The 2,611-nt window shown below is 32.2% G+C and carries 3 protein-coding genes; all 3 read left to right on the top strand.

Going from position 1 to position 2,611, the window contains the following annotated elements; genetic code table 11:
* Positions 1–327: type II secretion system protein GspE (locus VJ881_06135; protein HKL75628.1), on the top strand; the 327-nt coding region annotated here is incomplete at its 5' end.
* A 10-nt stretch (positions 328–337) separates the two neighbouring features.
* The gene (locus VJ881_06130) at positions 338–1,408 is read left to right on the top strand and encodes a type IV pilus twitching motility protein PilT (GenBank protein ID HKL75627.1); all 1,071 of its coding nucleotides are present in this window, start codon (positions 338–340) and stop codon (positions 1,406–1,408) included.
* Positions 1,409–1,445: 37 nt separating this feature from the next.
* On the top strand, positions 1,446–2,611 hold a 1,166-nt coding region (locus tag VJ881_06125), incomplete at its 3' end, for a type II secretion system F family protein (GenBank protein HKL75626.1).

Genomic DNA, 2,611 nt, shown 5'->3' with positions numbered 1-2,611 from the left:
TTGTGTCCTGATTGTAAAGTTGAACATAAGCCTGGTCCGGAGGAGAAAATGTTTTTAGGTCTTGAAGAAGGCGACATAATTTACAAAGCAGCTGAAGATCATTGTGATACCTGTAATTCTACCGGCTATAGTGGCAGACTTGCTGTTCAGGAAGTGTTTGTAGTAGATGAAAATGTAGAAGAAATGATAACAAATTCAGCCAGTGAAGCAGAATTAAAAAAATATGCCATAGAAGAAAAGGGAATGATTACTTTAACTGAAGATGGAAAAACAAAAGTAAAAGAAGGTTTAACAAGTTATCAGGAAATAGCCAGATTAATAATATGAGGTGTTAAATATGAAAATAGACAATTTGTTAAAAGAGGTTGTTGATGACGAGAATGTATCAGATTTACATTTGTCAGTTAATTCAAAACCAATCATACGCTATAATGGGGATATAAAAATTTTGGAAAAGTATGATAAAAAGTTTTCTCCTGAAGAATTAAAGGAAATAGCAAGAGATTTGACAGATGATAAACAGTGGGAAGAATTTCAGGAAAAAGGTGAAATTGACTTTTCCTATAGTGTACCTGGGTTTTCCCGTTTTAGAGTAAATGCCTATTATCAAAGAGGTGCTGTAAGTTTAGCTTTAAGAGTTATTCCAAAAGATATTCCAACTATTGATGAACTCAATCATCCAGAAGTTTTAAAAAAATTAGCCTTACAGAGAATGGGACTTATTTTGTGTACGGGACCTACTGGTAGTGGTAAATCAACTACTTTAGCAGCAATGATAGATGAGATGAATAGAAATAAAAGAAGACATGTTATAACTTTAGAAGATCCAATAGAGTATTTACATGAACATCAAAAATGTATTATACATCAAAGAGAAGTTGGAATAGATACAACATCTTTTGCAGATGGTTTAAGATCTTCCTTAAGACAGGATCCGGATGTAATCCTTGTTGGTGAGATGAGAGACTTAGATACAATTTCTATTGCTTTACAGGCTGCAGAAACCGGTCACCTTGTTTTAGCTACCTTACACACAAATGATGCTCCCAAAACTATTGATAGAATTATTGATGTTTTTCCCGGAGAACATCAGGAACAGGTTAGAGTCCAGTTGGCTTCAACTTTAAAAGGTGTTATATCACAGCAGTTATTACCGAGGGCAGATGAGGAAGGTAGAGTTGCTGCACTAGAAGTTTTAATTGGAACACCAGCTGTAAAAAATATTGTAAGAGATGGAAAAAGTCATCAATTAAGATCTGTAATGCAGACTGGAGCAAAATATGGAATGATGGTAATGGATAATTATTTAATTGATTTATATAAAAATGGACTTATTGATAGACAGACAACTTTAAGAAGATCTGATAATCGGGATTATGTGAAAAAAAGATTAAATAGTTATAGTTAAGTAATGTGAATTTATAATTTGAAAAGGGGTTGATTCCATGACACCAAAATTTCAATATGTTGCTAAAAATAAGGCTGGTGACAAAATTGAGGGAAAGATAGAGGCTGATAATTCGGAAACTGTTGTTAAGCAACTCAAGGAAAGAGGCTATTTTGTAACAAATTTAAAGAAAAAGAAAGAAAAAACGGATGTCATGGAGTTTTTTAAATTTAATAAAAGAGTTACTATTAGTGATTTAGCTATTTTCAGTCAGCAATTTTCAGTTATGATTAATGCTGGTGTTAGTCTTGTTGAATCTTTAGAAATTATGAGTAGACAGATTGATCATCCTCGTTTAAAAGAGGTGGTTATAAAAATTCAGGAAGATGTAGAAACAGGAGCCAGTTTAGCAGAAGCCATGAGTGAATTTCCAGATGTTTTCCCAAATCTATATGTTCAACTTATAAAGGCTGGAGAAGCCGGTGGTGTTTTGGATAAAGTACTAATCAAATTAAAAAATCACTATGAAAGACAGAATGAACTTAATAAAAAAATTAGATCTTCAATGTATTATCCAGCAGCTATTCTTTTAGTAGCTGTATCAGTTATTATCTTTTTGGTAACAAATGTTGTACCTACTTTTGTAGATATGTTTTCAGGTTTTGGTGCTCAGTTACCATTACCAACCAGAATGTTAATGGGTTTTAGCTCATTTATGCAAAATTACTGGTGGGCAATTATTATATTTTTTGTAGCATTATTTTATATAGGAGTTAGATATTATAGAACGGCTCCTGGTAAGAAAGCAATAGATAGATTAATTTTAAAAATACCCGCTTTTGGTAAAATGTTTAAGAAAGTTTATATTTCTCGTTTAACAAGTACTCTTGCTATTTTGATGGATAGTGGAGTTGATCTTTTATCATCTCTTTCAATTGTAGAAAGTGTTGTAAATAATAAGGTTTATGCTAATTCACTGGTAGAAGCAAGAGCTCGTGTTAGAGAAGGAGAAAACTTATCAAAAACACTTGATGATAAAGAAGAATTATATCCAAAAATGATAGTCCAGATGATCAGTGTTGGTGAAGAATCAGGTTCTATTGATGAAATGCTTCATAAAATTTCTGATTTTTATGATAAAGATGTTGAATCAACAATTGAAGGAACAGTTTCTCTTATTGAACCAGCACTTATAGTTATGATGGCGGTTGTCATTGGTTTTGT

The organism is Halanaerobiales bacterium (assembly GCA_035270125.1).
GTDB lineage: Bacteria > Bacillota > Halanaerobiia > Halanaerobiales > DATFIM01 > DATFIM01.
The sequence above is the reverse complement of the archived record's forward strand: the minus strand, read 5'-3'. Positions and strand labels throughout refer to the sequence as shown.

Bases quoted from the DNA above. Each gene is read 5' to 3' on its own strand.
- VJ881_06130 (HKL75627.1), top strand. From the start codon at position 338: ATGAAAATAGACAATTTGTTAAAAGAGGTTGTTGATGACGAGAATGTA.